The organism is Pelotomaculum terephthalicicum JT, assembly GCF_022410535.1.
Taxonomy (GTDB): Bacteria; Bacillota; Desulfotomaculia; order Desulfotomaculales; family Pelotomaculaceae; genus Pelotomaculum_D; species Pelotomaculum_D terephthalicicum.
The window spans coordinates 251,678-272,941 of sequence record NZ_JAKNBL010000001.1 but is presented as its reverse complement, the minus strand read 5'-3'; the positions used below and the strand labels follow the sequence as shown (position 1 = coordinate 272,941).

Annotated in this window: 27 protein-coding genes, 1 tRNA gene and 1 pseudogene; 19 read left to right on the top strand and 10 right to left on the bottom strand. The window is 47.1% G+C overall.

Translation table 11 applies throughout. From position 1 onward, the window contains the following. Positions 1 to 46 precede the first annotated feature (46 nt). Positions 47 to 307, bottom strand: a complete 261-nt coding sequence (locus tag L9W92_RS01310) for a hypothetical protein (RefSeq protein ID WP_240081951.1) — start codon at positions 305 to 307, stop codon at positions 47 to 49. Between the two features lie 232 nt (positions 308 to 539). Between L9W92_RS01310 and L9W92_RS01305 the strand changes: the two genes are divergently transcribed. From L9W92_RS01305 to L9W92_RS01275, 7 genes are all read left to right on the top strand, one after another. Continuing rightward, on the top strand, positions 540 to 1,085 hold the full coding sequence (locus L9W92_RS01305) for an RNA polymerase sigma factor SigX (RefSeq protein WP_240081950.1): 546 nt from the start codon (positions 540 to 542) through the stop codon (positions 1,083 to 1,085). Next, complete coding sequence (locus tag L9W92_RS01300; protein WP_240081949.1) at positions 1,075 to 2,220, top strand: zf-HC2 domain-containing protein; 1,146 nt, start codon at positions 1,075 to 1,077, stop codon at positions 2,218 to 2,220. Before L9W92_RS01305 ends, L9W92_RS01300 begins: the two co-directional genes overlap by 11 nt. 13 nt (positions 2,221 to 2,233) lie before the next feature. Beyond that, positions 2,234 to 3,139, top strand: a complete 906-nt coding sequence (locus L9W92_RS01295) for an ABC transporter ATP-binding protein (RefSeq protein ID WP_240081948.1) — start codon at positions 2,234 to 2,236, stop codon at positions 3,137 to 3,139. Positions 3,140 to 3,141: 2 nt separating this feature from the next. Continuing rightward, entirely contained in the window at positions 3,142 to 3,969 is an 828-nt protein-coding gene (locus tag L9W92_RS01290) for an ABC transporter permease (RefSeq protein ID WP_240081947.1), read from the top strand. A gap of 155 nt (positions 3,970 to 4,124) precedes the next feature. Continuing rightward, positions 4,125 to 4,664, top strand: coding sequence for an RNA polymerase sigma factor (locus L9W92_RS01285; protein WP_240081946.1), 540 nt, complete (start codon positions 4,125 to 4,127; stop codon positions 4,662 to 4,664). After that, positions 4,654 to 5,730: a zf-HC2 domain-containing protein gene (locus L9W92_RS01280; protein ID WP_240081945.1), complete on the top strand. Its 1,077-nt coding sequence runs from the start codon at positions 4,654 to 4,656 to the stop codon at positions 5,728 to 5,730. Before L9W92_RS01285 ends, L9W92_RS01280 begins: the two co-directional genes overlap by 11 nt. An 86-nt stretch (positions 5,731 to 5,816) precedes the next feature. After that, the gene (locus tag L9W92_RS01275) at positions 5,817 to 6,509 is read left to right on the top strand and encodes a glycosyltransferase family 2 protein (protein WP_240081944.1); all 693 of its coding nucleotides are present in this window, start codon (positions 5,817 to 5,819) and stop codon (positions 6,507 to 6,509) included. 104 nt (positions 6,510 to 6,613) lie between these two features. Here the strand turns inward: L9W92_RS01275 and L9W92_RS01270 are convergent, their stop codons facing one another. Together L9W92_RS01270 and L9W92_RS01265 are read right to left on the bottom strand one after the other, a co-directional pair. Beyond that, positions 6,614 to 6,811 carry a cold-shock protein gene (locus tag L9W92_RS01270; protein ID WP_248285778.1) on the bottom strand — a complete coding sequence of 66 codons (198 nt, stop codon included), beginning with the start codon at positions 6,809 to 6,811 and terminating at the stop codon, positions 6,614 to 6,616. 182 nt (positions 6,812 to 6,993) lie between these two features. Beyond that, a complete protein-coding gene (locus L9W92_RS01265) occupies positions 6,994 to 7,302 on the bottom strand; it encodes a zinc-ribbon domain containing protein (protein ID WP_240081943.1) in 309 nt (102 codons plus the stop codon). Positions 7,303 to 7,535: 233 nt separating this feature from the next. Between L9W92_RS01265 and L9W92_RS01260 the strand changes: the two genes are divergently transcribed. Beyond that, the gene (locus L9W92_RS01260) at positions 7,536 to 8,300 is read left to right on the top strand and encodes a flagellar brake protein (protein ID WP_240081942.1); all 765 of its coding nucleotides are present in this window, start codon (positions 7,536 to 7,538) and stop codon (positions 8,298 to 8,300) included. 91 nt (positions 8,301 to 8,391) lie between these two features. Here L9W92_RS01260 and L9W92_RS01255 read toward each other — a convergent pair whose 3' ends face one another. After that, on the bottom strand, positions 8,392 to 8,700 hold the full coding sequence (locus tag L9W92_RS01255; RefSeq protein WP_240081941.1) for a hypothetical protein: 309 nt from the start codon (positions 8,698 to 8,700) through the stop codon (positions 8,392 to 8,394). A 240-nt stretch (positions 8,701 to 8,940) separates the two neighbouring features. Here L9W92_RS01255 and L9W92_RS01250 point away from each other — a divergent pair, with 240 nt between their 5' ends. From L9W92_RS01250 to L9W92_RS01235, 4 genes are read left to right on the top strand one after another with little or no spacing between them, the layout of a single operon-like run. Then, complete coding sequence (locus tag L9W92_RS01250) at positions 8,941 to 10,071, top strand: HD-GYP domain-containing protein (RefSeq protein WP_240081940.1); 1,131 nt, start codon at positions 8,941 to 8,943, stop codon at positions 10,069 to 10,071. Positions 10,072 to 10,075: 4 nt separating this feature from the next. Beyond that, positions 10,076 to 10,684, top strand: a complete 609-nt coding sequence (locus tag L9W92_RS01245; RefSeq protein ID WP_240082161.1) for a PilZ domain-containing protein — start codon at positions 10,076 to 10,078, stop codon at positions 10,682 to 10,684. A 30-nt stretch (positions 10,685 to 10,714) separates the two neighbouring features. Beyond that, the gene (locus L9W92_RS01240) at positions 10,715 to 11,101 is read left to right on the top strand and encodes a DUF4280 domain-containing protein (protein ID WP_312038045.1); all 387 of its coding nucleotides are present in this window, start codon (positions 10,715 to 10,717) and stop codon (positions 11,099 to 11,101) included. Between the two features lie 43 nt (positions 11,102 to 11,144). Further along, a complete protein-coding gene (locus L9W92_RS01235) occupies positions 11,145 to 12,539 on the top strand; it encodes a sodium:solute symporter family protein (RefSeq protein WP_240081939.1) in 1,395 nt (464 codons plus the stop codon). Between the two features lie 11 nt (positions 12,540 to 12,550). Here the strand turns inward: L9W92_RS01235 and L9W92_RS01230 are convergent, their stop codons facing one another. From L9W92_RS01230 to L9W92_RS01215, 4 genes are all read right to left on the bottom strand, one after another. Then, positions 12,551 to 12,874 (bottom strand): hypothetical protein, encoded by a 324-nt coding sequence (locus tag L9W92_RS01230; RefSeq protein ID WP_240081938.1) that lies wholly within the window; start codon positions 12,872 to 12,874, stop codon positions 12,551 to 12,553. 239 nt (positions 12,875 to 13,113) lie between these two features. Continuing rightward, positions 13,114 to 14,655, bottom strand: a complete 1,542-nt coding sequence (guaA, locus tag L9W92_RS01225) for a glutamine-hydrolyzing GMP synthase (protein WP_240081937.1) — start codon at positions 14,653 to 14,655, stop codon at positions 13,114 to 13,116. Then, positions 14,642 to 15,208, bottom strand: coding sequence for a hypoxanthine phosphoribosyltransferase (gene hpt / locus L9W92_RS01220; RefSeq protein ID WP_240081936.1), 567 nt, complete (start codon positions 15,206 to 15,208; stop codon positions 14,642 to 14,644). Before hpt ends, guaA begins: the two co-directional genes overlap by 14 nt. Before the next feature lie 177 nt (positions 15,209 to 15,385). Further along, positions 15,386 to 16,024 carry a hypothetical protein gene (locus tag L9W92_RS01215; protein ID WP_240081935.1) on the bottom strand — a complete coding sequence of 213 codons (639 nt, stop codon included), beginning with the start codon at positions 16,022 to 16,024 and terminating at the stop codon, positions 15,386 to 15,388. Between the two features lie 207 nt (positions 16,025 to 16,231). On the opposite strand from L9W92_RS01215, the gene L9W92_RS01210 reads away from it, so the two are divergent. The 3 genes from L9W92_RS01210 to L9W92_RS01200 all read left to right on the top strand — a co-directional run bounded on the left by L9W92_RS01210 (position 16,232) and on the right by L9W92_RS01200 (position 18,222). Continuing rightward, the gene (locus L9W92_RS01210; RefSeq protein ID WP_240081934.1) at positions 16,232 to 16,555 is read left to right on the top strand and encodes a nucleotide pyrophosphohydrolase; all 324 of its coding nucleotides are present in this window, start codon (positions 16,232 to 16,234) and stop codon (positions 16,553 to 16,555) included. A gap of 140 nt (positions 16,556 to 16,695) precedes the next feature. Next, the gene (locus L9W92_RS01205; RefSeq protein ID WP_240081933.1) at positions 16,696 to 18,042 is read left to right on the top strand and encodes a DUF1015 domain-containing protein; all 1,347 of its coding nucleotides are present in this window, start codon (positions 16,696 to 16,698) and stop codon (positions 18,040 to 18,042) included. A gap of 105 nt (positions 18,043 to 18,147) precedes the next feature. Continuing rightward, positions 18,148 to 18,222 (top strand) — tRNA-Val (locus tag L9W92_RS01200). Between the two features lie 558 nt (positions 18,223 to 18,780). On the opposite strand, the gene L9W92_RS01195 is transcribed toward L9W92_RS01200, so the two are convergent. After that, a complete protein-coding gene (locus tag L9W92_RS01195; RefSeq protein WP_240081932.1) occupies positions 18,781 to 19,176 on the bottom strand; it encodes a type II toxin-antitoxin system HicB family antitoxin in 396 nt (131 codons plus the stop codon). Positions 19,177 to 19,343: 167 nt separating this feature from the next. Between L9W92_RS01195 and L9W92_RS19565 the strand changes: the two genes are divergently transcribed. From L9W92_RS19565 to L9W92_RS01185, 4 genes and pseudogenes are all read left to right on the top strand, one after another. Beyond that, positions 19,344 to 19,466 (top strand): DUF8602 domain-containing protein, encoded by a 123-nt coding sequence (locus L9W92_RS19565; RefSeq protein WP_502687911.1) that lies wholly within the window; start codon positions 19,344 to 19,346, stop codon positions 19,464 to 19,466. Positions 19,467 to 19,565: 99 nt separating this feature from the next. Further along, the gene (locus tag L9W92_RS01190) at positions 19,566 to 19,835 is read left to right on the top strand and encodes a hypothetical protein (RefSeq protein WP_240081931.1); all 270 of its coding nucleotides are present in this window, start codon (positions 19,566 to 19,568) and stop codon (positions 19,833 to 19,835) included. A gap of 350 nt (positions 19,836 to 20,185) precedes the next feature. Then, a pseudogene (locus tag L9W92_RS19260) lies at positions 20,186 to 20,377 on the top strand (YmaF family protein); the annotation flags it as partial. 297 nt (positions 20,378 to 20,674) lie between these two features. After that, positions 20,675 to 20,839, top strand: a complete 165-nt coding sequence (locus tag L9W92_RS01185; RefSeq protein ID WP_240082159.1) for a DUF2164 family protein — start codon at positions 20,675 to 20,677, stop codon at positions 20,837 to 20,839. Here the strand turns inward: L9W92_RS01185 and L9W92_RS01180 are convergent. Continuing rightward, positions 20,760 to 21,212 carry a hypothetical protein gene (locus tag L9W92_RS01180; RefSeq protein ID WP_240082170.1) on the bottom strand — a complete coding sequence of 151 codons (453 nt, stop codon included), beginning with the start codon at positions 21,210 to 21,212 and terminating at the stop codon, positions 20,760 to 20,762. The two genes, L9W92_RS01185 and L9W92_RS01180, sit on opposite strands and share 80 nt — an antisense overlap. Between the last annotated feature and the right edge of the window lie 52 nt (positions 21,213 to 21,264).

Sequence of the window (21,264 nt, the reverse complement as noted above, 5' to 3'; positions counted from 1 at the left end):
GTTTCTGTCACAGTAAACGGGAAGAAAATAAACGGCGGCGCCTTTATTAATAATGCAACCACATGCTGATGATTTTTACGACACGTTCTTTGCCGAGCACGAAATAAAAGAGCCAGGGGAAAAATAAAATTGAATAATATTTAAATCCGCTTTTGGGCAGCAGGAATAATTCATAACCATAGAGATAATCAGCTAATTGAAAGTAAAAAGTTACCACGAACGAAACAGCTAATATTAGCTTTTCATGTTCCTTGATAAGCTTATGCAATATTGGATACAAATCCAACTCTTTCAAACGTTCCTTCAATTAAGCCCTCCGCCGCAACCTATTTTTTCATTTGCTAATTTTATTATAACTGTCAGCAGTAGTCAAATAAGGACGGTCATGCAGGCAAATAGGGATAGGATAGTTCCTGCCTGGCTGGTAAAATATTCTATGGTAACCACACCTTGATGGAGTGGTGTTATAATTATAACTGTCACAAAAATACTTTTGTCTCTGTTATATATAATGAAATCACCCAGTCTGGAGGACCCGGATGAACTCGCCGGAAAATGATGGACACAGAATAAAACCAGCTGTTTTCAAGGTGCTTTTCGACCGCCATTACCCGGCCGTGTGCAGGAGGCTGATCGGCCTGCTGGGCAGCCGCGCCGCCGCGGAGGACGTTGCCCAGGAAACGTTTATCAAGCTTTACCTGACACCGCCCCGGGAGTCCGCCAACCTGAACGGTTGGCTCGCTAAAGTGGCGACAAACCTGGCCTACAACCAGTTGCGCAGTGAGAACAGCAGGCGACAGCGGGAAAGCCGCGCCGGGCGGCAGTGGGACGCTTCAGTGGCAGAGGGTCCGGAAGAAGCGTTGGTGCGGGAGGAGGAAGCGGCCTTCACCCGGCGCGTCCTGGAGAACCTGCCGGAGAGAGACCGGGCTTGTTTGCTTCTGAAGTTTTCCGGGATGAGTTACGCCGGCTTGGCCGAAGTGCTGGATGTGCGGGAATCATCAATCGGCACCCTGCTGGCGCGGGCTCGCGCCAGATTCAAGACCGAATACACCAGGCTCAAGGAGAGTGATGGCGGTGTGTTATGATACCGGCGCGCTGCAGGCTTTCCTGGATGGGGAAGTTGCCGGCAGTAAACGAGCTGCGCTTGAAAAACACTTGACGGAATGTAGTGCGTGCCGCGATGCTCTGGATCAATTAAAGGAAAACCAGGTCTTTACCGATGCCAAGATGGCCGGTTACCTGCGGACCCTCGGCCAGGCCGGTATTGACGCCGGCAACGCCTGGCACCGGTTCAGCAAAGGCCGGATCCAAAGGCAAAATAATGTTGAAGTGAAGAAAGGAGTCTTGCAGATGTTGTCAAGATACCGGGTGGCCGCAACCGCGGCGTCATTGGTTTTGGCGGTGGCGATAGCCCTTAGTTTCAGTTCGGTGCGCTCCGTGGCGGGCGAGTTGCTCACTGTTTTCCGGGTGGAAAAAGTTAAAACTATCAGCATTGCCCCCGCTGATTTAGCGAACATTGAAAAGGCGATTCGCAGCGGGGCCGGTCAGGTTGATATCGAAAATTTCGGCAAATTAGAGTTTATTGGTAAGCAAACCACGAGTAAAGTGTCAGTGGAAGAGGCGCGCGAAGCGGTTGATTTCCAGCTCAAGCTGCCTGAACCGCCGCCGGCCGGTTACCGTTTGCAGGAAGTTAGTCTGAACTCCGGGGGAACCCTGAACCTGACCTTGAATACCGATAACACCAACCAGGTTTTAAAATCTCTTGGCAGTGAAAAACTCCTGCCTGATGAACTGAACGGCAAGATGTTCACGGTAAAAGTGCCCGCCGTGGTTAGCGCGCGGTATGCCGGTTCAGGTGACGCGAGTGTTTTTGTGATGCAGGGCCGGAGTCCCGAATTGGCGGCGGACGGCGCGGACGTGAGCACCATCCGGGACGCGCTGCTGGCGTTGCCGTTCCTGCCCGACAGCCTGCGCGGGCAAATAGCTTCCATTAACGATTGGCAGCATACCTTGCTTGTGCCTGATGTCGGCGGCACCACCCTGGATGTTAACGTGGCCGGGGCGCAGGGCGTATTTATCACGCCAGCCACCGATGCAAAAGACAGCGGCAGCCATTCTCCATATAACAGCTTGATCTGGCAAAAGGACGGCGTTGTGCACGCAATCAGTGGCAGCCTGACCCTGGAACAAGCCTTGGACGTGGCCTCCGCAATGCAGTAGCGAGGTAAAAAAAATGATTCTGGAAACCGAAAACCTGACCAAGATGTACGGCGCCAAAGCCGCGTGTTCAAAGATTTGCCTCTCGGTGAACGAGGGGCAAATCTTCGGTTTTCTCGGACCCAACGGCGCGGGGAAAAGCACCCTGGTCAAGATGCTGGTGGGACTTCTTTTTCCTACTTCCGGGACGGCGCGCATCCTGGGACGGCCGCTGGGCGATCTTGGAGCAAGACGCAAGATTGGTTATCTGCCGGAAAACTTTCGCTATCAGGACTGGCTGACGGGCGAAGAACTGCTTTCCTTCCACGCCTCCCTGCGCGGGATGAGCGGAACGGAAAGGAAGCGGCGCGTTCCGGCGGTGCTGGAGCAGGTGGGGCTGGCCGGCAAAGAGAAACAAAAGGTCGGGGCTTACAGCAAGGGCATGCAGCAGCGGGTGGGGTTGGCCTGCGCCTTGCTGCACGACCCCGCCCTGCTCTTCCTGGACGAGCCGGCTTCCGCCCTGGACCCCCTGGGAAGGCGTGAGGTGCGTGAAATTATGCTGGAATTGCGCGGCAGCGGCAAAACCATTTTCCTGAACAGCCACCTCTTGAGTGAGGTGGAGATGATCTGCGACCGGGTGGCGATAATTAATAAGGGGAAAATAGTGGCTGGCGGGACGCTGGATGAACTGCTTGCCCAGACAGTAGAAGTGGAAATGCAAGCGGAGGGCCTCACCAGGCCGGCGCTGGCGGAGCTTGCCGCCCTGAGCAAAAAGATTGCCGTGGAAGGCCGGTATGTCAATGTTGTCCTGGAACACAGCGGACAGATCCCGGCCCTGGCCGAAGCGGTGGTTAAAAACGGCGGCCGGCTTTACAGTCTTGGCGCCAAGCACAATTCTCTTGAAGATTTATTTGTAGACCTCATTCAAAGAGGTGATCATTAGTCATGCTGACCATTATTTTGTTGACTTTTAAGGAGATAGTCCGGCGCCGGATACTCCTGGTAACCGTCATCTTAGCCGCTGTTTTTCTGGCGTTGTACGGCGCCGCTGTTCACTATGGCTACCAGGAGATGAGCCGCGGCGCGGGGCCGCTAAAGGCTTTGATCGCGCCGCAGTTTCTTGCCCTGGGCCTGTATTTCGGCAGTTTCATAATCTCATTTTTAGCTGTCATGGCCGCGGTCGGCACTATTTCCAGTGAAATTGAGAACGGAATAATGCACGCTATCGTGCCGGGGCCGGTGAGGCGCTCAACGATCATCCTGGGAAAATTCTGCGGCTACAGTTTGATGCTGACTGTCTTCGCGGCCTTGTTTTACATCGCCGTACTGCTTATCGTTCATTATAATACAGGGCTGGACATCCCGGTTAAAGCGGCGGCGGCCGGTCTTTTCTGCCTGCAGCCGTTAATTCTCCTGGCGGTGGCCATGCTGGGCTCTACTTTTCTCTCCACCTTGGCCAACGGCATCGCCGCGTTTATGCTTTACTCGGTAGGAGTTGTCGGCGGTATGCTGGAACAAATAGGCTACCTGGCCGGCAGCAATATGATGGTGAACATCGGTATTGCGTCCAGCCTGCTTATGCCCGCCGACGCCGTTTACCGCAAAATCGTTTATTCGCTCTTGTCCGTGCCGGGCGCGTCTTTATCCATGACGATGCTGGGTCCGTTCGGCAGCGGCGCGGAGCCGAGTGTCTGGATGCTGGCGTACGCGGCTTGCTATATCCTGGGGTTCTTGCTCCTCGCACTGCGGATCTTTAGTAAAAAAGATATTTAGAAAACAAATATATTAAATGACAAATATATTAAATATTGTGGATGTTGAAGAACCAATTTTAGATTATAATGATATTAAAATATGAACCTCCCCTGCTTGTTAGTCGTCTAACAGTTAAGAAAGAAGCGTTTGGACATATGGGAACGAAGGTGGTTATGAGCGAGCGCGATTTGGTGCGGGCCGCTCAGGCTGGCGATAAAGAAGCTTTTTCGGAGTTAACCGGCAAATACTTGAGCTACGCTTTCAGGATCGCTTATACTGTCCTGCAAAGCCACAGTGACGCGGAGGACTTGGTGCAGGAGTCCTTTTTGCTTTGTTATCGTAAACTGGCGGGATTTCGCCTGGAGTCGTCTTTTAAAACATGGCTCACCCGTATTGTAATAAACCTGTGCCATGACTGCCTGCGGAAAAAACATCGGGAAGGAGTCTTGCTCGAAAGAATGGCGGATTGGGACACTGCCGTTACTGAGGACTGGACTGGCGAATGTGACCGGGCACTGGAATTGAGGGATGCCTTAGGGTTATTGAATAACGCGCACAAGACCGTCCTGGTGATGTATTACGAGATGGATTTGGATATTAAAACGGTGGCTAAAATGCTGAGGATACCGGTGGGAACGGTAAAATCACGATTGGCTAACGCCCGCGCGACATTAAAAGAGGTTTTGGAAAGAGGCCAAGAAAATGCGTTGTGACAGCATAAAAGATTGGTTTAACGACTACCTTGACGGTGACTTGACCCGGGAAAGAAAGGAAGCTGTCGACAATCACCTGGAGCAGTGCAGCCATTGCCGCCGGGAATTCAACAAGTTGAAGCAGGCGGACGACTTTCTGCGCCTGGAAGTCAGGCGCATGTTTGCGGAGATCCCTTTGCCTGAAGGCCTGCAATCGAAAATTGACGATGAAATTAAGAAGCGCGGCAGGCGGTTGCCTTTCTACAAGCGACTGCAGAGAGGCTACGCCGGCATTGCCGCCGCGCTGCTCATTTTTGCCGCCGCTTACGGCATGTTCCACCAGCAATTTGGCGGCCGCCCGGATAGTAATGTCATGAACGGGGAATCATTACCTGGAGCAACTGAGCAAGCGAGTCCGCCGGAAGCTGCTGACCAGAGCCAAGTATATCAATTAGACGCGGATGAGGATGTTCAACCTGTAATTACCGAGGACCCCGTTGGTGAAAGTAACCCGGATGTTCAGAAGCAATCTGCAAATATAAAGAAATCCTCAAGGGTGATGGAGAAGCTGCCGGCTGAAACGCTGGTTGGCGATGCAGATAGCGCTACCGGGATTAATCCTTGTTCTTTCACCGAGACTTCTTTAAAGAAGGAGGAACCAGCAAAAAGAGCGAATGAAATTGAAGGCGCGGCAGCGGCAGAGAATGATGCCGCGGCAACCAGCGCCGGGAAAGAGATTGACAAGGTCAATGCCGATAATAAGCTGGTGCCGCTGCTGCCTTCTTATCTACCGGAGGGAACGGTGATGGAAAGCCTCTCCCGCAGTGAGAACACGGTAAATATTAATTATAAGGCCGGTAACCTGATATTCGGGATCGAAGAGAGGCTGGCGCCTGAAGCGAATGTTTCAGAAGATAGTCCAGCGAAGGGGAAAGAAATAAAAATAAACGGGCGGAACGGCGCCTTGTTGGAATCCACCCCGCCCGGACGGTTTACTGTTATTTTCCAGCAGGACCGTTTGCTGATCACCATAGAAGGCACTCTGCCGGTTGAAGAAATTCTGAGCATCGCTGAGTCGCTGCGGTAGAATACTATATTGAATTTGACTTTCCCGACGGAAGGGAGTACCATAATATTGCTTTTGATAATGCAAAGCCTTAAAAGGAGCGGACTATGAAGAAGTACCCCATTTCAATTTTTTTTCCTTGTTACAACGAAGAAGAAAACGTGGAGAGAGTGGCTCTGGAAGCCCTGGCCGTTGCTCCTAAGATATCAGATGACTTTGAAATCATTATCGTCAACGACGGCAGCCGGGACCGCACTGGTGAAATTGCTGAGCGACTGGCCGGTGAACACCCGGAAATAAGGTTAATTAACCATGAAAAGAATAAAGGCTACGGCGCCGCTTTGCAAACCGGGTTTAAAAACGCCGCCAAAGAGCTCGTTTTTTATACCGACGGGGATGGTCAATTCAGAATAGAAGATATTACAAAACTTCTGCCGTTAATTGAAAAGTATGATATAGTTTCGGGCTACCGGATTAACCGCCGGGATCCTTTTATCCGCAAAATAAACGCTTTTTTATGGGGCGCAATGGTGAATTTGCTATTCAAGTTCAAAGTATCAGATGTGGATTCCGCGTTCAAGCTCTACCGCCGTAAAATATTTGACGAAATTACCCTGGAATCACAGGGGGCTCTCATTGACACTGAAATTTTGGCTAAGGCAAAGGCGCGTGGGTATCTCATAACCGAAGTGGGCGTAAACCACTACCCGCGCATTGCCGGAGAGCAGACAGGAGCAAAGCTTACGGTGATCCTGAGAGCGTTCAAAGAACTTTTTAAGCTGAAAAAGAGTTTTTCCTAGAATCTAACGATGCGTTATAAAAAGATAAAACCCACTGCTGGCCGAGAGTAGGTTAGAGTGGGTTTTATCATTATTCTATCTGCTTGTATTCTATCCGTTTGCCGTTAAACTATCTGCACATTGGATGCTTGCTGCCCGCGCGGGCCGGGGTTAATGTCGAATTTTACCTTCTGGCCTTCGCTCAGGGTTTTAAAGCCGGAATTTTGTATGGCTGAATAATGGACAAAAATGTCCGTTCCGTCCTCTTGTTCAATAAACCCGTACCCTTTACTGTCGTTAAACCATTTGACCGTGCCAAACATAATATTAATTCCTCCTGTAAAATATATCCATCTATTTAATAGACTACCTATAGTATTGCCAGCATCAGTAATTTAATTACCTTGCCCAACAATTTTTATTTTAGCGATTATCGCCTGATTGCCTAACAATAAAAAGGAGCGTGACGAAAACCGAAGTTTTGCAACGCCCCTTTTTTACAGATTTACCGCGCGTAGCTGGAATTGCTGCGGAAACAATCGCTGCAATAAACCGGCCTGGAACCGTCCGGCTGAAATGGCACCCGCGCTATTTGGCCGCAGCCGTCGCAAGTAACTTCATACATCTGGCGGTTTTTCCTGTTGCCGGACCAATTGCCTTGATCGCGGTTGCGGTTTTTTCGTGCCTGACGGCAGGAAGGACACCTGGAAGGTTCATTGGTAAAGCCTTTTTCGGCGAAAAATTCTTGTTCACCTACCGTGAATTCAAATTCTTCCCCACAGTCTTTGCACGTTAAGAACTTGCTTGAAAACAATAAAAACATCTCCTTACCTTTAAGAGTGCTCTGCATGGACGAAGTACCAACCCCGGTCAGGAGATGTATATCGATCTTTAGCAGGCTTTAATCATTATATCATTTCTATATGATTTAGCAAGCGCATATCTAAGCAAACCTTTTAATCCAAGAGAAGCATAAAAAATATTCCGGCCAAACACTTTACTTTTTTGCGGCAATGGTTTGTAATAATTTATAAAGGGGGGGAATAAATGATTTCCTGTATTATCAGACGAATTAGTTTACTATTAGCGTTACTATCCGCAACGGTAGTTTGCGGGGGGATAATGCCGGCTGCACCCGCCTGCGCCAGCCCCGGCGAAGAGGGTTACGCGTGGAAACTTACGCAGGCTTTTAGCAAAGCGATGAATGAAATGACCACGCAGAATCAACGTTATTTGTGGTTATGGCTGGGTTTGGTTCTTCTGCTGATGGGATTGCTCATTATCCGGTATCGTGCTCAACAAAAATTGAATGAAAAAAGGTATTATTTTGACAGCGCAGTTTCAGAAAGCAGCGCACAGAGAAATTGGATGCGTCTTTCCATCGAGCAGGAATTGCTTTACGCGCGCGGTGAGGACAATAAATACAAGCGGGCAAAGGTTATAAATATGAGCGGCGGCGGAATTCTTTTTGCCACAGGTGAAGAACTTCAGCAAAATGATGAATTAGAAGTGATATTAGAATTGTCTCCGGGCGAAGAATTGAATTTAAAAGGCCGGGTGGTGAGGGTTACGGAAAACAGTGACAGTGAAAAGAAAGAACGCTTTATGATCGGCCTGCAATTCACAAATATTAAAAAAGGTGAGCAGGACAAAATCGTGGGAAGGATACTTCAGGAACAACAGGGATCAGTTCTTGAAGAGAAAAGGAAATCAAAGGGTGAGTGCATTTTATGCGGCAAGCCTTTGCCTGAAGGCGATAAGGGAGTAAAGCTGTACTGTCCGAAATGCAGCGCGTATGACGACCAAAAGTAATTATTCGGGAGTCAGGAGTCAGAATCCAGGAGTCAGAATGAGAAAAATGATTAATGGTTTACTGACTACTGAATTCTGATACCTAAATAGTTTATTTGTTCTTAAATATTTTTTTCCACCACGGTAATGGGGATTTGTTTTGCTGTACAATCACTTGGGCTTGAATTCTGCGGATCGTTCGCATAACTTCCTGGTCTCTTCTTTCAATATTTTTTTCCAAGGCGGAAACGCGTTTGTCAACGGTATCCTCGATCATTTTTTGAGTCAAGCTGAACAGCACCTTGGCGGTATATACATCAATCGTCGGCACAACGGCCTGCGAGTAAGGCCCTTCGCATCCATGACTGCTGCCTGATAAACCGTTTTTATCTTGTTTTCTGGCGTATATAAGATTTCCCATGCCACACTCCCCCTATTGGCCAATTCTTTTTCTAAAATATATATTCGCCGTATTGTCTGGCAAATCCTTCCAACGACAATAAAATTAATAAAGATTTTTTCAAAACACCAGTAAAAATTTATTAAAAATAAATATTTTATACAAAAAAAAGACCAGATCGACAGAAATCGACAATATCTCTAAAGGATTTATTTAAATTGACGCAGAAAAAAAGATTAATTTTTCCAAAAAATATATTGTTTGAAAATTAGCATTGGAGATGAGTCGATTTTGCGTAAAATTGAAATCTCTTCTCTCCGGCCGGGAATGATACTCAGCAGCGGAATCTACAACAGTAGAGGTGAAGAACTAATAATGGCCGGGAAGCAACTCACCGACGCCTACGTGCAACAGTTGCTCAAACAGGGTGTTACTGTTGCCTGGGTGGACGATGCGGCGCCGCTTGGTCAACAGGTTAATGACGTAATTAAATGGCAGACGCGCTTGGCGGCTGTAAACCAGGTAAGAAATATCCTGCTTGACGCGAAGGATTCCGGACGCTTGGTGATCGAACCACAGAACCTTTATAATACCGTCGGTGAATTTACCGAGCAGCTCCTTGCCAGGAAGAATTTAATATTTAACCTGGTTGATTTGCGTTCACAGGATGACTATACTTTTGCTCATTCCGTCAATGTCTGCACGCTGTCCCTGATGACCGGCATTACCATGGGATACAGCCGCGAAGATTTGGAAGTGCTGGGGGTTGGGGCGCTCCTGCATGACCTGGGCAAGGTTAAAATACCGGACCAAATTTTGAACAAACCGGGAGCGTTAAGCAAGGAAGAATTTGATATAATGAAAAAGCATACAATATTCGGTTACGAGCTGATTCACGAGGCTGGAAATATCGGTGAGGTGCAGGCCCTCATGGCGCTTCAGCACCACGAAAACTATGATGGTTCAGGTTACCCGGTGGGGATTCAGGATAAAAAAATCCATGAATTCTCTCAAGTTGTGGCCATTGCCGACAGGTTTGACGCGATCACGGCGGACAGAGTCTACCGGAAGGCCTTCCCGCCTCATGAGGCTTTCGAGATGTGTTCCGCCGCAGGCGACTATTTTGTCAAGGATAATATCTCCAAAGCGTTTATGCACAACATCGCCGCTTATCCCGCCGGAACGCTTGTTGAGTTAAATAACGGCATGATTGGTATGGCGGTCGACACCCCGAAAGGTTTTTCGCTTTTTCCTCTGGTGCGTGTTTTCTATAACAGTGAATTTCAGCCGGTGCCGAAACAGTTTAACCTGCCGCTCTATAAGAAACCGGGGCTTTGCGTGCTCCGAGTCTTGCAGGATTCCATGGGGTATAAATTTAAGGAGTTGCGTTAACGTGATGAATGTGAAAGATATCATTGTTGTGAAACAAGAGGTCAATTTGCAGGTTTCTGATAAAATTGAATTTAAAGCTGTGCTCACGGAAGTTGATGAAAAACTTTTCTGGATAGGCCTTCCAAGAATAAATGGACAAGTTTTGATGCTGCAGGAAAATCAGAAGGTTAAGGTAAGTGTGCCATTGCAATATGCGTTTTACAGCGCGGAAACAATATTAGTGGAAACAGGAAAAGATTATTCAAAATTTTACGGGCTGGCCATACCGGAACATTTTGACCAAAAAAGAAGAAATTATGTGCGCGCTAAATACGCGACAAATGTTAAGTTTACTTCCGGCGCTATGGCCGTGCAAACCTCGCTGGTGGATTTTTCGGCCGGCGGCTTGATGGTTTACATGGTTCCCATGCTGGCGAAAATGCTGCAGAGCGGTGATGATACCTACGCGAGCTTTAAAATAAATAATGTTTCATTTAATGTTAAAGTGCGCTTTGCCTGGCTGAAATATTATGATAATATTCCTTATGGCGGCTTTGAATTTCTTTATTTGCTGCCGGGTGTCCGAAAGGAACTGGAAACAATGGCGCATGCTTATTCCAGGATTTCGGTTTAATCAGCATAAATTTGGGGAGTGATTCGGTCGATGGGCGTTCTTGTCTGCAACGGGGCTAACTTGCAATGCAGTTTCGGAGTCGCGCCGTCCACGTTGATGGTGCTGCCGGTCAACCGTGTGTTGGCAACTACGCCTGCCGCTACGATAATGGATTTTGCGCCGATGGTTAACATAATGCCGTTCGGGATGTGCAATTCCTTGGCTAATCCTACAGTCGCATCTGCCACAGCGGCGGCTTTGGGCGTTTTAACCCCCATGCCCTGCGTGCCGGTTACGCCTGCTCCATGGGCGCCCGGCAGCCCGCAGGTGCTAATTGGAAATATGCCGGCGCTGAATAATTCATCGAAATTAATGTGCGCTTGGGGTGGGGTAATTCAAATAATCAGCCCGGGGCAGTTTAAAACGCAGGTGCCATGAAAACCGCTGACCCAAAATCTGTTCTGCGATGGGATAGATCCTCATGTATGGCTTAACTTATTCCCATATAATCAGTATCGTGCTTACGTTGACTTTCGTATCCTTGGTGGGTGTTTACGCGGGCAGACGGGTTGCCAGCGCCGCTGATTTCACGGTGGGCGGGAGAAAAGCCGGGGCAATTTTAATAATAGGAACAATTACCGGAACGCTGGTGGGAGGAGCTTCAACCGTAGGAACAGCTGAACTGGCTTTTAAGTATGGCCTGTCGGCCTGGTGGTTTACCCTCGGCGCCGGAGCGGGCTGTTTCTTGCTTGCCTTATTATTGGCCAGGCCTCTGCGGGAGTCGGCATTAGAGACGGTGCCGCAGTTTCTTGCTAAAAGCTATGGCCCGGCGGCGGGGCCTATCGCCAGTATTTTTAGTTCAACGGGTATATTTTTAAATATCATTGCCCAAATTTTAGCGGCCATCGCCTTGATCGCGCCGATATTTCAGCTTAGTTCTTTTAACGCCGCCTTGATCGCCATAGTGCTGGTAATATGCTATGTTTATTTTGGGGGAGTGATCAGTACCGGCATTGTAGGAATTGTTAAGCTGGCTATCCTTTATAGTTCTTTGATTGTCATAGGCGTGCTGGCTTACCTCAAGGCGGGGGGAGCGGCCGGCCTCGCAGGCTCATTTCCCCCGTATCCCTGGTTCAGTCTTTTGGGCCGGGGATTTTCAACAGATATAGCCGCGGGCTTTTCGCTAATTGTCGGGGTGATGTCCACACAAACTTATTTGCAGGCGATGTTTTCCGGCAAAGATGTAAGAATATCCAGATTCGGCGCTTTGTGCTCAGGAATGCTTGTGCTGCCGAGTGGCTTGGCGGGAATTCTTGCCGGCATGTACATGAAATTGAACTACCCGGATATGCCTGCTTCTGAAGCCTTGCCGATGTTTGTGATCAACTATTTGCCCCCCTGGCTCGGCGGGATTGTCCTGGCTGTGCTATTAGTGGCCGTTGTAGGAACCGCCGCCGGTCTTACTTTGGGAATCAGCACTATGTTTACCAGGGATATTTACCAGAAATATATCAATACCCGGGCCGACGACCGCCAGATGCTGATGACATCAAGGATAGTATTGGTGACGGTGGTAGGTTTGACCATTCTCTTTGTCACCGGAAACCTGAAATCAATGATCCTGCAGTGGAGCTTTCTTTCCATGGGGTTGCGCGGAGCCTGCATATTCCTGCCACTGCTGGGGGCGATTTTCTTTAAAAAATTTGTCAGCCCCGTAGGCGGAGTTTTAGCCCTGGCGGTAGGACCATTGGCTGATTTGTTTTGGAAGCTAGCCGTTCCCCAAGGTATTGACCCGTTATACGCAGGTTTGCTGGCAAGCTTCATTGTTCTTTTGATTTGCTCCATATTGTTTCGCCGGCCAGATGTGCAAAAATAAACTAACCTGCTTTATTGCAGGTTAGTTTCATCAATACTTACATAAAGGGCGTTTTCGTTTTCATCATAAACAGCTGCGAATCTTCCCTTTTTGTTTATATCAAAATAATTGAAAAACCCTTTGGCAAAAACCTTTGTTTTTTTAACATTTAGCCCGTCTTTTGATGATTTGATTCTAATTGTGTTGCTATTCTTGTCATACGCTAATTCAACAGTTTCAGGTTTGTTTAATTTCTCGCGTGCTTTGTTGTTCATCACCAGGGAATTCTTTGACAATGATACAAGGGGTAATTTTTCAGCCCGTTCCCCTCTCGGCTTATAAATTTCAAATGCCATTTTTGGATAGACCACCTTTTGCTTTTTTTAGAAACTATTATATATAAGTCTTGTGATAATGTCAAATGTTAAGCTGTAATTTATTTATCAGCTATATATTATCTAGTTATTTGATATGTTCCATGTAAATTTTTCCGAAATCATGTTGCCGGACGTCAAATTATTTTTATTTTCATGAGAACTATCCTTAATGCTTTAATCTTGCAGAAGGTTGTAAAGGTTGTATTAATAACGGCATTTTATTCCCACTCTATTGTCGCCGGCGGTTTAGAAGTAATATCATAAACCACCCTGTTGATTGCCCTGATCTCGCTGACAATGCGGGAAGAGACAGTCTCCAGCACCTCGTAGGGAAGGCGGACCCAGTCGGCGGTCATGGCGTCCTGGCTATTTACCGCTCTAAGCGCCACAGTATAAGCATAGGTGCGCTCATCTCCCATTACTCCCACACTTCTCATGTCGGGCAGTATGGCGAAAGACTGCCAGATCTTCCGGTAAAGGCCGGCCTTTCTGATTTCTTCTTCAAATATCGCGTCCGCTTCTTGCAAGATCGCCACCTTTTCAGCGTTAACCTCGCCGGTTATGCGGACTGCCAGGCCCGGTCCGGGGAACGGCTGGCGCCAAACCACTTCTTCCGGCAGGCCCATCTCTTCGCCGAGCGCTCTCACTTCATCCTTAAACAGCCAGCACAATGGCTCAATCAATTTCAACCGCATTTCCTCCGGCAGTCCGCCCACATTGTGGTGCGACTTGATCACAGCCGCCGTGGCGGTGCCGCTTTCCACCACGTCGGGATACAGTGTTCCCTGCACCAGGAAATCTATTTGGCCCAGCTTGTCGGCTTCTTCTTCAAAAACGCGGATAAATTCTTCCCCGATGATTTTCCTTTTACGTTCGGGATCGGTTACATCTGATAATTTCGACAGGAAGCGCTCATGCACGTCAACCCCGATCAGGTTGATTTTAAATTTATCCCGGAAAACTTTCAGAACCCGCTTCGCCTCGCCTTTGCGCAGCAGGCCGTGATCCACAAAGACGCAGGTGAGACGGTCGCCCACCGCCTGATGGACCAGAACCGCCGCGACGGATGAATCCACCCCGCCGCTCAGGCCGCAAAGCACTTTCTTTTCTCCCACCTGCCGGCGTATTTCAGCCACGGCTTGTTCAAGAAAAGATGACATGGTCCAGAGACCGTGGCAGCCGCAAATGTCAAAAAGGAATTTTTTAAGTATATCCTGTCCTTTTGGCGTATGGACCACTTCCGGGTGAAACTGCACCGCGTATAAGCGCCGCTCCGTCCGAGCCATGGCCGCCACAGACGCCTTGCTGGTAGTCGCCGTGACAGTAAACCCCGGTGGTGGTGATTCCACCGTGTCGCCGTGACTCATCCAGCATTGTTCGGTTGGCTCCAGGCTTGAAAAAAGCTTGTCCCGCTCGAGCACGGTCAATTCTGTCTTGCCGTATTCCCGGTGCGCGGCAGGTGATACGACGCCTCCCAACTGGCGGCCCATCAGCTGCATACCATAACAAATGCCCAGTATGGGGATGCCCAGTTTATAGATGCCCGGGTCGCAGGAAGGAGCGCCTTCGCTGTAAACGCTGGAGGGCCCGCCGGAAAAAATAATCCCTTTGGCCCCCCTGGCGACAATATCTTCAAGTGGCGTTGAAAACGGCAGCATTTCACAGAACACCTTCAGTTCCCTGACGCGGCGCGCGATCAGGTGGCTGTATTGGCCGCCGAAATCCAGCACAATGATCATTTCTTGCTCATGCAGTGACATTTTGTTTTCCTCCACCGTAAATTTTCGGACTTAAGATCATGATATAAGGTAGGTTCCGGTAACGCTCGTTGTAGTCAAGGCCGTATCCGACCACAAATTCGTCGGGAATGGTGAAGCCGCAGTAATCAATATTAATATTCGCCGGTTTGAGCCGCCTGGACGGCTTGTCGAGCAGGGCGCATAATTTAATACTGGCAGGGTGGCGGGAGCTTAGGTTTTCCAACAGGTAATTCAGGGTCAAGCCGGTGTCGATGATGTCTTCCACGATCAGAACATGGCGGCCTGTAATACTCCGGTCCAAATCTTTTAGAATCCGGACCACCCCTGATGATTTGGTTGAGCTTCCATAACTTGACACAGAGATAAAATCAAAATAAGTCGGCACGGTAATTTTGCGCACCAGGTCGGCAAGAAACACCATGGCGCCTTTAAGTATGCCGACCACCAATATTTCTTTGCCCGCGTAGTCTTGTGAAATCCGCCTGCCTAATTCAGCTACCTGCAGCTCTAATTGCTCTTCTGTCAGCAATATTTTTTCACCGTCTGGATGCAAAGCCAACACCTCCCGGAGAAAATATGCTTTAAAATCCGGCATATTATAACAATATGTAATCGTCATGTCAATCGCCCCGTGAGCATTGTGTGCATCGTGTAATTATCGTTGTGATATCAAATAATATCTTCAGTAAAATAAAAGAACCCGTGTTGTCAGTAACGGGTCCTGAAATATTTAGTTTACATCAGGCGGTGTTATTGATATATTTTTGTCATAATCCCAAAAGCTCAAATTGATCTCGATACCGCTTTGGGGACTATTTTTATCCTTCGCCTGTATCGATGCCTGCTGAATCCGGTAATCTTCAGGATTTAACCAAATCTTGTAAAAAAAGTCGGTTAACCGGAGTTCAAGGAAAGGATCCTGCAGGGTGGGGCGGATTTCCATTTGCAGCATTCTTTCACCGTTTACTTTTACGAGACCTTTATACTTCAGCTCAATGATATCTTTAAAATTAAAATAGGCTAATGGGTTCAGTTCGGCATAAAAGATCTCCATATCCGAGAGCTTGTTCCCGGACAAAGAAACCCACTGGCCGGAAGGTTGGTCTTTAAAATATGAACTGTTCCCCACCTGGATGAAATCAACTGGTGTATTCATGATGGCGCCTCTTATCTGCACCTGGTCGGGAGCTACTCTCTCGCCTTCAACCTGGCTGAAAAAGTCTATATTTGCTTTGCCGCTTGCGGTTAGCCTGGTTTCTGCCTGGTAGCGGAAACTCCCGCTGGCAATTGTTCTTTCCAGTCCGGTCTTGAGCATCTCCTGGGGAGGCGCTTTCACGGTGCCGCGGGATTTAATGGTAATGTGCGCCAAAACGCAAAGCAGTAAAATAAAAAATACCGCCAGCAAAATAATAGAAATTCTTTTATTTAATACAACCCAGCAAGGACGACGCAATACGCCAACTCCCGTCTATTTGTCGTATTTATTTAATATACTTTTTAACCCGGTGGAATATGACACATAGAAACGTTCAATAGTATAAATAATTAGAAAAACCGTCTTTGGAGGAATACTATTATGGATATTAAAGAAATGCAGAATGAAGTGGACCAATGGATTAGCCAGTTTGAAGAAGGCTATTGGAATCCACTCTCCATGCTGGCCCGTCTAACTGAAGAGGTCGGCGAATTGGCGCGCGAAATAAATCACCAATATGGGGAAAAAACCAAAAAACCGGATGAGCCGATCGGAGACCTGGCCCTTGAACTGGCTGACATATTGTTTATCCTGATTTGCTACTCCAACTCATTAAATATTGACCTGGAGGACGCCTTTAAGCGGGTGATGGCCAAGTACCGGTACCGGGACAGTGAGCGCTGGACCAGAAAAGACAATACTTGATATATATGTCGTTATATGTCGTTGTATTTTTATCACTATTATAATACAATTTAACAGTATTGCGTAATAATATTGCTATTCTTGCTAATAAAGACACCGGCGTTGTGCTTCAGTGCCTGTTTAATGAGGAGGTTTACTTTATGGCGACTATAATGCCTTTTAAAGGCTTACGCTACAACCAAGGAAAAATTAAAAAAATGAACGAGGTGGTCACCCCGCCTTATGATGTTATTGACCCTGATGCTCAAGACCGCTATTACAAGCGTCATTCATACAACATTATCCGCCTGGAGTACGGAAAAACCTATCCGGGAGACAATGAAGCAAATAACCGCTATACGAGAGCAGCTGAGGATTTTGGCGCTTGGATCGGAGAAGGCATTCTCGTTTCCGAAGCTGAGCCGGCCCTATATCTCTATGAGCAAGGGTTTGTTGCCGGCGGGCAAAAGAAAATTCGCAGCGGCTTCATTTGCGGGGTTAAGCTTGAACCTTACGATAAAGGTATCGTATTGCCTCATGAAGAAACCATACCCAAGCACAAGGCAGACCGCCTGGACTTGATGCGTGCCTGCAAGGCTAATTTCAGCCCGGTTTTCGGTTTGTACGCCGATAAAGAAAAGAAAGTGGAACAAGCATTGCGCGAAGCGGTAAAAGGGGCGCCGCCGGATATAGACTTTACGGATGAAATTGGCGAGACGCACCGGATGTGGGTAATTACTGAGAAGACAGTGATCAGCAAGGTGCGGCAAATAATGGCCGATAAACAGATCTTTATTGCCGACGGCCACCATCGATACGAAACTGCTTTGAATTATAAAAAAGAAAGAGAAGCGCCGAATGCGCAAAGTGAGCCCGCCTACTGTTACATGATGATGACCCTGGTAAATTTATACGACTCCGGATTAGTAGTCCTGCCCACTCACCGGCTGATAAAAAATGTTGCTGGTTTGGATATCAGCCGGCTGATCAGTAAGGTTAAGGACAGTTTCATGGTGGAGGAACACCGCCCGGGACCGGACGGGAGCGGTTTGCAGGAACTCATAAAACTCATGGCCGAGCGTGGACAAGTATCCTCCACACAGGCCGCCCTTGCTTCTCGCCCGCATGTTTTCGGCTTATATGCCGGGGATAATATTTTTTATTTATTGCAGCTAAAGAGCGAAACAGGACTTTCTCAAATAATGCCTCAAGAGAAGTCTCCCGCCTGGCAGGGACTGGACGTTTCCATACTGCACACGCTGGTTATTGACAGGCTTTTAGGTATTGGCGGCGAGCTTATGGCAAGAGCTGAACATATTACGTATACTCGTGAAGAAGAAGCCGCCCTGTCCCTGGTGGACAAAGGAGAATGCCAGCTGGCCCTGTTCTTGAACCCCACTTTGGTGGAGGAGGTCACCAAAGTGGCAAACAACGGTGAAAAGATGCCGCAAAAAAGCACTTTCTTCTACCCGAAACTGATTACAGGTCTGGTGATAAACCAGTTATAGCATGCCATTTGCATACGGGCGATAGCGGCCGATTGATTCCCCTATATAACCCTGTTTATCTTGCCTTTTGGGCGCCTGTATGTTAGAATATGTTTAATAGGTTGCGGGGGTGTAGCTCAGCGGGAGAGCGCTTGACTCACATTCAAGAGGCCACTGGTTCGAAACCAGTCATCCCCACCAGTAAAACCGCTATCTGTAGGGATTGGCGGTTTTTTTATTTTCTCAGAAATCGTTGAAAATCGCCTAAAATTTTGTCGGTGACTAACACGTGACACACAAAAAAAACCCAAAAAACGGGAGTTATTAGCTCCCGTTAAATCATTTTTATGGCTTTTTTCAATTGCCTCGTTAGTTGACACCATTTTAAAAACCCAACGCGAGGTAGGGATTCAATTAAATACCAACTATAGCCTGTTATGAAAGATTAAATAAATTAGAACGGGAAGTAAGTGAGCTAAAAAACATCATAAAGAATCGCTCTTAAGCACTAAATCAAGATTCATCATATTACAAACTTTGGTGAACGAGTCAAACCATTCTGTTTGAACATAAATGCTTTTATCAATATTATCTAGTGCTCTCAGTTGATTCATCACTTTAGAGAATTCTAACAGACTATTGCGAGTTAATGTGTACCAAGGCTTCAATACAGGTTTTTGTAAAGCGAGCGGAAGAAAAAATAAAGCTTGTCATACGAAAGCAAACTATAAGTGAAGGGGTAATTTATAAGCAGCCCGGTTAGGGCTGCCTTTCTATTCCGAGGCGGGTTTTTAATCCTTCTTGGAGGACCTGAGAAAAATTAACCCCAGCTTCATCACCAAGGACTTTGAGATATTTAGGAATTGATACGTTGATTCTCATAGTGGTTAAATCGTTTGCTTTGCGGTATTTTGCAAAGTCGATGTCCACCCACGTAACAAGTTCATTAGCTTTATGCAGAGGTTCAGAAGTGGACGGTTCTGGGATTATGCGTCCGTCGTCTTGCTCGCATATTCCCCAAAGGCCAATAGCGTCGCGTGCCATATAAATTGCTTCTGCCAGGTCTTTACCTTGTGTATTAATATCGAGGTCAGGAACAGTTACAACATATCCCGAATTGGTGGGGGTAAGGATTACAGGATATACTTTTGTCATCTAGCAACACTCTCCTTTATGGTAATAGGCTGAGGGCTATTTCAGCCCTCGCCGCTTGATTAACTTATACACATTAGATGTGTATAAGTCAACACATTTTTATGAGATAGTTTATAATTTTTTAATATTTGGAGCCCGTGAGGCTCTTTTTGTTTGGGGTTGATTCGATGCCACAACGACCCTTGAAACCTTGCCGGCAGCCGGGTTGTCCGAACCTGACTGACAGAGGTTACTGCGATAAACTTGTCCATGACGGAAATCCAGAACTTTATCAGCTGGTACCAGAGTAAAGCATCCGGCGGCGTGGGAGCTCCGTTCTATACCTTCAGCAAAACCCCAATATCACCGTACACCAGTAGAATGGATTATTTGGTTTTTAATCAGATTGTTTGCTGGAAGGTAAATCAGTATTAGTTATCTGGTTAATGAAAGCCCTGCTCTTCGGAGTGGGGTTTTTGTTTTTGGGGGATAATAAATTAAAGCATTCAGTAAATGGAGGTCTATCTATGCTCTTCGCACTACCGTTAGTGAGATCGGAATGGAACAGTAACCCTGTTTTTGGCGACAACGGCCTGATTATATTGTCAGTAATTTTCGCAGTTGTAATCTTTGTTGCGGTGCTTTACTTCATAGCGAAGCGAAAGATATTGAAAAAATAATTTCATTATGCTCTGTGGTGGGGCGTTATTATTTGGTTCACAAAACCTTCAAATTATTTTCATGGAAATCACAGCCGGCATTCAGCTTGCTTTCAGCAAACAGTGTTAATATAAACCAACAGAACCGAATGATAAAAATAACCGGCCAATTGCCGGATTACATACTGAATTTTCTCTCTCCTTGTACCCGTCTATTAAGGCGGGTTTTTGTTTTGCCGGGCTGCCTTCCAGGCTACAGCGCCGTAAGCCAGAGCCGCCGCGCTACCGGTGCGAGACGGAGCAGGGGTTGGTGTGCGATTTGGCGAAGGAGCGGGTTGGGTGGGTGAACTACTACTCCAGCTCCAGAGGGTCCATCCCATACCCATCGTATATATAACAGGACCACTACAGAGCAAAAGCATGACCATCTGATGGATGTTGAAACCGGACCGCCAATACCGATCCAATGGGGGCATGTACACTATTTTAGCGGAGTAACCAGTATTAACGGTATTCGCCCGCATTCACACCAATTTGGAAATGTTACAAGCCCTTCAAGATGAGATAGCCACCTTATAAACCACTCTTCCTGAAGGGCTTTTTCTTCCCTTTGCAGGACAACCTCCTCTCCCCGCCGAACTACTCCCCGGGGCGATCCCATGACCCGCCAACAACTTATGCATAACGTCTTTATGATAAGTAACTCTTTAACTACAGTTTTATTGAATATTATATAATGTAAAATATTATTATTCTGGATTGCAACCGTTAAGGTTTTTAAGGAGAGTAAATGTTAGATTATAGAGGGAGGAATCAATTTGAATAATAAAATTAAAATAAACGAGGAAAAAAGACAGGAAATGATTTCAGCAATTCAAACCTATTTTCTCAATGAGAGGGAGGACAAATTGGGAGATTTAGCTGCATCTCTCATCTTAGATTTCTTTATAGAGAAACTAGCGCCAGAATTTTATAACCAAGGTGTTTATGATTCATATATTTATATGTCCGATAGCTATATATAACGCCCAATGTTCCTCCCATTGCAGACCCCACAAAAAACCCGTTATATTGTGTGTTGGTAAATATTCTGCCTTTTTCAGCCTGGCTAAGACCATGGTTAATCTCCATGGCCCTGTTATAAGCCTGCCAGATGGAATAGGCGTATATGCACGGATAAAACAACATCCACTGAAAATTAACCACGCCGGAAGCATTCTGAAACTGTCCTCTTAATGAATACAAGATAGATAGATTTATGCTTGCTTTTACACTGATTATTAACTCTAATACAACCAGTAATACACCGATGAGGTAATCACCGATATAAAGCTGCCCAAAACCAGGTATGGCTATCGACCATAAAGCCGACATCAAGGGTGAACGATATTTCCTCATTTTTGCTAACCCCCAAATCCCAATATCTCCTTTATTATTAACGTTCCGTTGA

Excerpts from the sequence above, each read along its gene's own strand:
- L9W92_RS01305 (WP_240081950.1), top strand. The coding sequence starts at position 540 with ATGAACTCGCCGGAAAATGATGGACACAGAATAAAACCAGCTGTTTTC.
- L9W92_RS01295 (WP_240081948.1), top strand. The coding sequence starts at position 2,234 with ATGATTCTGGAAACCGAAAACCTGACCAAGATGTACGGCGCCAAAGCC.
- L9W92_RS01290 (WP_240081947.1), top strand. The coding sequence starts at position 3,142 with ATGCTGACCATTATTTTGTTGACTTTTAAGGAGATAGTCCGGCGCCGG.
- L9W92_RS01285 (WP_240081946.1), top strand. The coding sequence starts at position 4,125 with ATGAGCGAGCGCGATTTGGTGCGGGCCGCTCAGGCTGGCGATAAAGAA.
- L9W92_RS01280 (WP_240081945.1), top strand. The coding sequence starts at position 4,654 with ATGCGTTGTGACAGCATAAAAGATTGGTTTAACGACTACCTTGACGGT.
- L9W92_RS01275 (WP_240081944.1), top strand. The coding sequence starts at position 5,817 with ATGAAGAAGTACCCCATTTCAATTTTTTTTCCTTGTTACAACGAAGAA.
- L9W92_RS01270 (WP_248285778.1), bottom strand. The coding sequence starts at position 6,811 with ATGTTTGGCACGGTCAAATGGTTTAACGACAGTAAAGGGTACGGGTTT.
- L9W92_RS01260 (WP_240081942.1), top strand. The coding sequence starts at position 7,536 with ATGATTTCCTGTATTATCAGACGAATTAGTTTACTATTAGCGTTACTA.
- L9W92_RS01255 (WP_240081941.1), bottom strand. The coding sequence starts at position 8,700 with ATGGGAAATCTTATATACGCCAGAAAACAAGATAAAAACGGTTTATCA.
- L9W92_RS01245 (WP_240082161.1), top strand. The coding sequence starts at position 10,076 with ATGAATGTGAAAGATATCATTGTTGTGAAACAAGAGGTCAATTTGCAG.
- L9W92_RS01240 (WP_312038045.1), top strand. The coding sequence starts at position 10,715 with ATGGGCGTTCTTGTCTGCAACGGGGCTAACTTGCAATGCAGTTTCGGA.
- L9W92_RS01235 (WP_240081939.1), top strand. The coding sequence starts at position 11,145 with ATGTATGGCTTAACTTATTCCCATATAATCAGTATCGTGCTTACGTTG.
- L9W92_RS01230 (WP_240081938.1), bottom strand. The coding sequence starts at position 12,874 with ATGGCATTTGAAATTTATAAGCCGAGAGGGGAACGGGCTGAAAAATTA.
- guaA (WP_240081937.1), bottom strand. The coding sequence starts at position 14,655 with ATGTCACTGCATGAGCAAGAAATGATCATTGTGCTGGATTTCGGCGGC.
- L9W92_RS01210 (WP_240081934.1), top strand. The coding sequence starts at position 16,232 with ATGGATATTAAAGAAATGCAGAATGAAGTGGACCAATGGATTAGCCAG.
- L9W92_RS01205 (WP_240081933.1), top strand. The coding sequence starts at position 16,696 with ATGGCGACTATAATGCCTTTTAAAGGCTTACGCTACAACCAAGGAAAA.
- L9W92_RS01195 (WP_240081932.1), bottom strand. The coding sequence starts at position 19,176 with ATGACAAAAGTATATCCTGTAATCCTTACCCCCACCAATTCGGGATAT.
- L9W92_RS19565 (WP_502687911.1), top strand. The coding sequence starts at position 19,344 with ATGCCACAACGACCCTTGAAACCTTGCCGGCAGCCGGGTTGTCCGAAC.
- L9W92_RS01185 (WP_240082159.1), top strand. The coding sequence starts at position 20,675 with ATGATTTCAGCAATTCAAACCTATTTTCTCAATGAGAGGGAGGACAAA.
- L9W92_RS01180 (WP_240082170.1), bottom strand. The coding sequence starts at position 21,212 with ATGAGGAAATATCGTTCACCCTTGATGTCGGCTTTATGGTCGATAGCC.